The sequence below is a fragment of the uncultured Nisaea sp. genome (assembly GCF_963974195.1).
Classification (GTDB): Bacteria; Pseudomonadota; Alphaproteobacteria; order Thalassobaculales; family Thalassobaculaceae; genus Nisaea.
This window is the reverse complement of record NZ_CAXBDC010000155.1, coordinates 1-7,016: the sequence shown is the minus strand read 5'-3', so window position 1 is coordinate 7,016 and position 7,016 is coordinate 1. Positions and strand designations below refer to the sequence as shown.

The 7,016-nt window shown below is 64.4% G+C and carries 9 protein-coding genes and 1 pseudogene; 3 read left to right on the top strand and 7 right to left on the bottom strand.

The features are described from left to right. Positions 1 to 234: 234 nt before the first annotated feature. Both AAC126_RS21090 and AAC126_RS21085 read right to left on the bottom strand, forming a co-directional pair. Positions 235 to 519, bottom strand: coding sequence for a putative quinol monooxygenase (locus AAC126_RS21090; RefSeq protein ID WP_339857248.1), 285 nt, complete (start codon positions 517 to 519; stop codon positions 235 to 237). After that, a complete protein-coding gene (locus tag AAC126_RS21085) occupies positions 516 to 1,298 on the bottom strand; it encodes a class I SAM-dependent methyltransferase (RefSeq protein ID WP_339857246.1) in 783 nt (260 codons plus the stop codon). Before AAC126_RS21085 ends, AAC126_RS21090 begins: the two co-directional genes overlap by 4 nt. Before the next feature lie 126 nt (positions 1,299 to 1,424). Here AAC126_RS21085 and gloB point away from each other — a divergent pair, with 126 nt between their 5' ends. Genes gloB through AAC126_RS21070 form a run of 3 tightly spaced genes read left to right on the top strand, consistent with a single transcriptional unit; the run spans position 1,425 to position 3,324 of the window. Beyond that, positions 1,425 to 2,195, top strand: coding sequence for a hydroxyacylglutathione hydrolase (gene gloB, locus AAC126_RS21080; RefSeq protein WP_339857244.1), 771 nt, complete (start codon positions 1,425 to 1,427; stop codon positions 2,193 to 2,195). A gap of 57 nt (positions 2,196 to 2,252) precedes the next feature. Beyond that, complete coding sequence (locus AAC126_RS21075; protein WP_339857242.1) at positions 2,253 to 2,864, top strand: glutathione S-transferase; 612 nt, start codon at positions 2,253 to 2,255, stop codon at positions 2,862 to 2,864. Positions 2,865 to 2,871: 7 nt separating this feature from the next. Continuing rightward, complete coding sequence (locus AAC126_RS21070) at positions 2,872 to 3,324, top strand: cupin domain-containing protein (RefSeq protein ID WP_339857240.1); 453 nt, start codon at positions 2,872 to 2,874, stop codon at positions 3,322 to 3,324. Here AAC126_RS21070 and AAC126_RS21065 read toward each other — a convergent pair. From AAC126_RS21065 to AAC126_RS21045, 5 genes and pseudogenes are all read right to left on the bottom strand, one after another. Further along, positions 3,321 to 4,931: a glycosyltransferase family 4 protein gene (locus tag AAC126_RS21065; protein ID WP_339857238.1), complete on the bottom strand. Its 1,611-nt coding sequence runs from the start codon at positions 4,929 to 4,931 to the stop codon at positions 3,321 to 3,323. The two genes, AAC126_RS21070 and AAC126_RS21065, sit on opposite strands and share 4 nt — an antisense overlap. 1 nt (position 4,932) lies before the next feature. Next, positions 4,933 to 5,844 carry a DMT family transporter gene (locus AAC126_RS21060; RefSeq protein ID WP_339857236.1) on the bottom strand — a complete coding sequence of 304 codons (912 nt, stop codon included), beginning with the start codon at positions 5,842 to 5,844 and terminating at the stop codon, positions 4,933 to 4,935. Between the two features lie 2 nt (positions 5,845 to 5,846). Then, entirely contained in the window at positions 5,847 to 6,434 is a 588-nt protein-coding gene (recR, locus tag AAC126_RS21055; protein WP_339857234.1) for a recombination mediator RecR, read from the bottom strand. Positions 6,435 to 6,464: 30 nt separating this feature from the next. Beyond that, positions 6,465 to 6,788 carry a YbaB/EbfC family nucleoid-associated protein gene (locus AAC126_RS21050; RefSeq protein ID WP_028466059.1) on the bottom strand — a complete coding sequence of 108 codons (324 nt, stop codon included), beginning with the start codon at positions 6,786 to 6,788 and terminating at the stop codon, positions 6,465 to 6,467. Between the two features lie 4 nt (positions 6,789 to 6,792). Further along, positions 6,793 to 7,016: pseudogene (locus tag AAC126_RS21045) on the bottom strand (hypothetical protein); the annotation flags it as partial.

Here is a 7,016-nt window from a genome sequence, read left to right as displayed (position 1 = left end):
AGATCATCAAGCGTGCTCACCGGACTAGCCTTCCAATCGAACCCCGAACGGGTCCAGCCGGACCCGGAAAAAAGTAGAGTGCCGCAAAATTCCGTTTCCGGCGCGGCGGCTAGCAATAGCCGTGGCGCGCGCCGAATTCAAGCAGGCTTAGAACCGGTTGGCGGAAATTGGGCATGCCCCGCGGTCAGGCGGTTGCCTGAGCAACCGCCGTCATTGTCTGAAGATATCTTGCGGTCAGGCGATCTGGTCGCAGATTGCCAGCACCCGCTCCTTGATCATCGGCGTCGAGAATTCGCGGAAATCGGCCATGAAATCGGCCGCCTTGTGCTCCTCGAATGCGGCCATGTCGGTGTAGGACTCCCAGAGCTGGAAGGCGCCGGGATTTTCCTGATCGCGGGCAACGAGGAAGCCCTTGCAGCCTTCCTGGGTCAGGCTGTTGGCGGCGTGCTTCTTCAGGCGGGCCTCGAAGGCCGCGGCGTCGCTCTCGGCAACAACCAGTTTGACGGCGATCACGATCATTTCTGTTTCCTCCTCTGTAGACTTTCGGCCATGCGGCCATGGCCGCCGGCAGTGTTCAGGGCCGGCGTCCGGCGTGCGGGCAGCGGCAGGAGCTGCCTGATTTTCACCGCACGCCCCTTCGGCCGGGCATAGATCTGTTTCGTTGCCTCGATCAGTACCACACCGGAGAACCGGTTGAACCAGCGCTCGCCGAGTTTTTCCACGGCGGAGGCGGACCGCAGCAGCAACGGCGAATTCGAGGGTGGCATATAGAGCGCATGCGCGGTCAGGGACGGCGCGAACATATTGTCTTTCAGCAGGCGCGAAAGCTGCGAGGGGGAATAGGGATGACCGTGCCCGAACGGCGTGCGGTCGAGCCGGGCCCAGATACCGCGCCGGTTCGGCACCACCACCAGCAGCTTGCCGTTTCCGGCCAGCACCCGCCAGATCTCCTGCAGCATGGGCCGAAGCTGCTCGGTGCATTCCAGCGCATGCACCAGCAACACCTTGTCGACGGAGACATCCTGCAGCGGCAACTCGGCCTCGTCGGCGAGGCAGACCAGCCCCTTGCCCTCGCGCGGCCAGTGCAGCACGCCCTGCTGGGACGGCATCACCGCGATCACCCGCTCCGCCTCGTCCCGGAACGGGCGCAGAAACGGTGTCGCGTAGCCGAGTCCGAGCACGGTTTCGCCCTTGGTGCTCGGCCATAGCTCGCGGATACGGCGGCGGATCAGCCGCCGGGCAACCTGCCCGACGCGCGTACCGTAAAAATCCCAGAGATCGACTGCATCGTTGAACATGTTCCATACCGGCAGTTCACATGTCGCGAAGGGATCATAGTCGCCCGCTTGGCCGCGTCAAAAGGTTGATGCTACGGTCCCGCCAGCGTTTTCACGAAGCCCCACCGGATTCCAAGGAGCGAAGCAATGGCCCGTCTCGAAGTGGTGCTGGTCCCCGCCAGATCCGACAATTACGTCTATCTGCTGCATGATGCGGATAGCGGCGCGACAGCGGTGGTCGATCCCGGTGAATCGGCCCCGGTGATCGCGGCGCTGGACGCGCGCGGCTGGAAGCCGAGCCACATCATCAACACCCACCATCACGGCGACCACATCGAAGGCAACGAGGCCGTGCGGTCCAGATATGACTGCACCCTGGTCGGCCCGAAATCGGAGACGGCGCGGATTGACCGTATGGACGTCACGCTGGCCGAGGGCGATGTGTTCGAGTTTGCCGGACACAAGGCGGAAATCTTCGAGACGCCGGGCCACACGCTGGGCCATATCGCCTTCTTTTTCCCGGATTCGGACATCCTGCTCTCCGGCGACACGCTGTTCGTGCTCGGTTGCGGCCGGGTGTTCGAGGGAACCATGGAGCAGATGTGGGACTCGCTGAAAAAACTGCGCGCCCTACCCGCCTCGACCCGGATCTATTGCGGCCATGAATATACCCAGTCGAACGCCCGCTTTGCGCTCTCGGTCGATGGCGGCAATGCCAAGCTGAAAGCCCAGGCGGCGGAGATCGACCGGTTGCGGGCGGAGGGCAAACCGACAGTGCCATCAACACTTGGCGACGAGCTGGAGACGAACCCGTTCCTGCGCGCCGACGATCCGGCGCTGGCCGCCGCCATCGGCATGGAGGGCGCCGGCCCGGCTGCCGTCTTCGCCGAAATCAGACGTCGTAAAGATAATTTCTAAGCCCACTTTCAGGGCAACCGGCTCACCGAGCCGGACATCCAAGGGAGCGTACAACCAATGAAACTGCTTTATGCACCGGCATCCCCCTTCGTCCGGAAGGTCCTCGTCTTCATCAAGGAACTCGGCCTTGAGGACAAGGTTGAGCTGATCAAGGTCTCCAGCACCGTGATCGACCCAAACGCCGAACTCGCCGCCAGCAACCCGGTCGCGAAGATCCCGACACTGGTGATGGACAATGGCAAAGGTCTCTTCGATTCCCGTGTCATCACCGCCTATCTCGACACCCTGGCCTCCTCGCCATCCTTCTACCCCGCTGCAGGCGAGGCGCGCTGGGATGTGCTGCGTATGGAAGCGACGGCAGACGGTCTGATGGATGCGGCGGTGAACAACCGCTATGAGCGCGGCCTGCGTCCGGCAGACAAGCAGTGGGACGCATGGAGCGACGGGCAGGTCAAGAAGGTGCATGGCGCCCTCAAGGCTCTCGACAGCGAAGCGGCAGCGTTCGGCGACAGGATCGATGCTGGCATCGTTGGCGCGGCCTGCGCCTGCGGCTATCTCGACTTCAGGTATCCGGATATCGGCTGGCGCGAGAGCTATCCGGCGCTCGGCGCCTGGTACGCCAAATTCTCCGAGCGTAAATCGATGCAGGAAACCCAGCCGCCGTCATGACCCAGGCATGAGCATTTCCGACTGGAAAGCCATCGTCGCAAAACTCGGGATGCAGCCGCATCCCGAGGGCGGCTACTATGCCGAAACCTGGCGCGATGCGCCGGGTGACGGCGGCCGCGGCACGGTGACCCAGATCTATTATCTGCTGCCGGCCGGGGAAGTCTCCGCCTGGCACCGGGTCACGGACGCCACCGAAATCTGGCATCATTACGCTGGCGCACCGCTTCTCCTGACGCTCTCGCCAGACGGGCAAGGCACCGAAGCACACCGTCTCGGCCCTGACGTTCTGGCCGGCCAGAAACCTCATGTCGTGGTTCCGGCAAACTGGTGGCAGGCGGCGGAAAGCCTCGGCGAATGGACGCTCGTCGGCTGCACCGTGGCGCCCGGCTTCGATTTTTCCGGCTTCGAAATGGCCCCGCCCGGCTGGCGGCCAGCGCCGCGCGGCCAGGCTTCGGATTAAACTCGCTCGATCACACCCATCTTCAGCATCCAGGCAAGTGCCCGGAAAGTCCGAGCCGACGGCATGACATCAAGCTCGCTCATATCCTGCTCGATGAACATCACCCCGTTCTGACGCATGCTGGCCACCAGCGCGCGTCCGTCACCGAGAGAGCGCATATCCATCGACGAGATCGGGTTTGCCTGCAGAAGATCCAGCAACTTCTCCGCATCCGCGACCGGTTGCACCCGGAAGCCCTTGCCGATGCGCTCGCTGGCAAACCCGGCAAAGGTCCTGAAAGGATCGCTGAGCTGGGGCACCGCCGCCGGGTCTTCATCGGAATAGAAGCCGCGCCGCTCTTCCAGATCGCGCCAGAGCGCATCATAAGCGCGCACAATAACCGGCCAGTCGTAAATCTCCCGCGCCCGGCGCCGGGCCGCGTCGCCCATCCGCCGCAGCAAGTCCGGCTGCTCCGCGAGCTGGGCCAGGGCGTCGACGGCTTTCGGGATCTCGACCGCGACATGCTGGGCGAGCACCCCGACATGGGCATCGTAATCGTCCTGCCCCACGGCCAGTCGCCAGGCATATTCGAACCCGGCACCGGCGGGCGGAATGACTGTCGGGATCAGAAACCCGGTCTCGCCGTGCAGCACGGTATCGCGATAGCCATCCCAGTCGCTGGAAATGGCCGGAAGCCCCGCCGCCATCGCCTCGACCGGGGTCAGACCGAAACTCTCCTGCACATTATCGACAAGGGAGATGAATACATCGGCAGCAGACAGCACCGCCTGTTTCACCGCCTCCTCGCGCGCATCGGCTTTCACCACCCTGATGTTTGGTGCGAAGGCCCGCGCCGCCGCATCGAACGCCGCTTCGGTTTCCGGATTGTAGTACCAGCCTGCCTCGATCAGCGTGACCGGACGGCCGATCCGCGCCGCAAGCTGTTCCAGCGCCCGGTACATCGGGATCGGATGCGCCTTGGTGTGATAGCTCAGGCGTCCGAGATAGAGCACGGTGAAACTGTCCGCCGGGATTCCGTGCTCCGCCCGGAAAGAGACTCCGGCGGCATCGGGAATGGCGGAGAGCGCTTCCACATCGGCCCCGAGCGGAATGACAGGGAGCTGGGGCTTGAATTCCGGGCGCCCCCGGACGATCCCGGCAAGGGCACCGGAATAATCCGCGATCAGCCGCTCGACCAGACTCTTTACCGACTGGGAGGCACAGATCAGCGCGTCCCAGGGCGCCATCGGAGCGACCAGCATTTCCCGGACAGCATCCTGCGCCCGCCGCGATGCCATGGCGTGGGTTACCCCGCTCAGGCTGTATTTGCCGCGCCCGACCAGCCGGCGATTCCAGGCCCGCTCGGCCAGCGCCGGGCCGGGCATGAACAGGCCGCTCAGATCCACCAGATCGCGGCCGCGATGCGCCGGAACATGGACAAGCGCGCGGGAGCCGGGGAACAGGGCCCTGAATTGCTCGAACCCCTCATGCGAGGCATGGATATGGACCGGATTCGCCGCGCCGTGCGCCAGATACGCCCGCAGGAATCCCGCATTCGCGACCTGCCGTCCGACCAGCCGTTTCGGGTCACCCGGTTCAACGGCAAAATGCAGTGCGGTTTGTCCCATCTTAGTCCCCTCCCTCGACCTTCGGCGCCTTGCGCCGGAAGATCATGTCCTTTGAGGCCAGCACGGCGCCGCCGACAATCAGCAGACAGGCCACGGCGACCACCCCCGTGAAGGGGGCGAGCCCGACCAGAATGAGCAGAAGTGTCGACAGCAACGGGGCAGCGTAGGACGACGCGCCAAGCGCCTGGATATCCCCGCGCTTCACCCCATAATCCCAGGTAAAGAAGGCACCGCCGACCGGACCGAGCCCGAGCAGGGCGACAGCGCCCCATTCCAGCGCCCCGTCCGGCCAGACCGTCTCTTCGAACGCCAGATGACAGAGGACACCAAGGATCGCCGCGACGGCGCAGAACCCGCCCACGGCCTCGGTCGGAACGGAACCGAAACGGCGCGACAGAACCGAATATCCGGACCAGGTAACGGCACAGATACAGGCCGCGCCATAGCCGAAGCTGAATCGCGGATCGAGGCTGAGCGTTTCGCCCCGCGTCACCAGCAGGGCCGCCCCGCCAAGCCCGAGCAAGGCACCCGCGACATGGAACCAGCGCAGCCGCTCCCCCGGCAGCAGGGCCGAGAAGACAACGATTAGCAACGGCCAGAGATAGGCGATCAGGCTGGCCTCGACCGTCGGCGCGTTGTCGATCGCGACGAAATAGAAGAAGTGATAGCCGAACAGGCCGCCGACCCCGAGCAGCCAGACCATCGGTTTCTGCCGCATATAGGTGAGCGGGTTTTCCCCCCGGACCAGCCAGAAGACGCAGGCAATCAGCGTCGCCACCGAGAAGCACATGGCGAGAAGCTGGAACGGCGGCACCTTGCCGGTGAGCGCGGTGAACAGCGCCAGCGCGGCCCACATGAGCACGGCCGTGAAGCCGATGGCGGTCGCCTTCAGGCGCGTTGCACGCTGGTCCACGATCAGAGTGCCCGGCGGGCCTTCAGGGCCTGGGTCAAGGTTCCGTCATCAAGGAAATCAAGCTCACCGCCGACCGGAACGCCACGCGCAAGCCGGGTGATGGAGAGATCGAGACCGGCCAGCCGGTCGGAGATGTAATGCGCGGTGGTCTGGCCATCGACAGTGGCATCCATGGCCAGAATCACTTCCTTCACCTCAGACGCACCGGAACGGGCGATCAGGCTGTCGAGATTGAGATCGTCCGGCCCGACACCGTCGAGCGCGGACAACAGACCGCCGAGAACGTGATACCGGCCCTTGAAGGCACTGGCCCGCTCCAGCGCCCAGACATCGCCGACATCCTCCACAACGCAGATCACCGAGCCGTCGCGGCTCTCGTCCTTGCAGATGTGGCAGGGATCGCTGGCATCGAGATTGCCGCAGACCGAACAGTCGCGCACCGCTTCCGCCGCCGCGCCAAGCGCGTCGGCCAGAGGACGCATCAGGGCTTCCCGCTTGCGCAACAGATGCAGCACCGCCCGGCGGGCCGAGCGCGGGCCGAGGCCCGGCAGCTTCGCCAGATAATGCATGACGCGGTCGAGCTCATCCATCGCGGGACTGTCCTGCCAGCCGCAACCGGATCAGAACGGCAGCTTGAAGCCTGGCGGCAAGGGCAGCCCGCCGGTCAGCTTCTGCATTTCGTCCTGCATCTTCTCATCCGCCTTCGCCTTGGCATCGTTGGCGGCGGCGATGATCAGGTCTTCCAGCACCTCGGTATCGGCCGGATCGACGAGGGAAGGATCGATCTTGATCCCCTTCATCTCTCCCTTGCCGGTCATCCTGACGGTGACCATGCCTGCCCCGCTGGAGCCCTCGACTTCCAGTTCCTGCAATTCCGCCTGCATTTCCTGCATGCGCTCCTGCATCTGCTGGACCTGCTTCATCATGTTGCCGAGATTTTTCATCTGGTCATGCCTCGTTCGCTTGACTGTCTTCGTCGCTGTAAGGGGCGGCCTCCGGGGCAGCGTCCTCGGGGATTTCCCTGACCAGCGGTCGAATGGCTTCTATCGTGCTTTCGGGGAAGGCTTCAAGCACCGCCGCGACCACCGGATGTTCGGAGATCGATTTCCGCTTCGCCGCCTCGGCATTCGCCTTGCGCTCCGCCAGGGTGTGAATGTCCTCGTCGCCCGGCA

Bases quoted from the DNA above. Each gene is read 5' to 3' on its own strand.
- AAC126_RS21090 (WP_339857248.1), bottom strand. From the start codon at position 519: ATGATCGTGATCGCCGTCAAACTGGTTGTTGCCGAGAGCGACGCCGCG.
- AAC126_RS21085 (WP_339857246.1), bottom strand. From the start codon at position 1,298: ATGTTCAACGATGCAGTCGATCTCTGGGATTTTTACGGTACGCGCGTC.
- gloB (WP_339857244.1), top strand. From the start codon at position 1,425: ATGGCCCGTCTCGAAGTGGTGCTGGTCCCCGCCAGATCCGACAATTAC.
- AAC126_RS21075 (WP_339857242.1), top strand. From the start codon at position 2,253: ATGAAACTGCTTTATGCACCGGCATCCCCCTTCGTCCGGAAGGTCCTC.
- AAC126_RS21070 (WP_339857240.1), top strand. From the start codon at position 2,872: ATGAGCATTTCCGACTGGAAAGCCATCGTCGCAAAACTCGGGATGCAG.
- AAC126_RS21065 (WP_339857238.1), bottom strand. From the start codon at position 4,931: ATGGGACAAACCGCACTGCATTTTGCCGTTGAACCGGGTGACCCGAAA.
- recR (WP_339857234.1), bottom strand. From the start codon at position 6,434: ATGGATGAGCTCGACCGCGTCATGCATTATCTGGCGAAGCTGCCGGGC.
- AAC126_RS21050 (WP_028466059.1), bottom strand. From the start codon at position 6,788: ATGAAAAATCTCGGCAACATGATGAAGCAGGTCCAGCAGATGCAGGAG.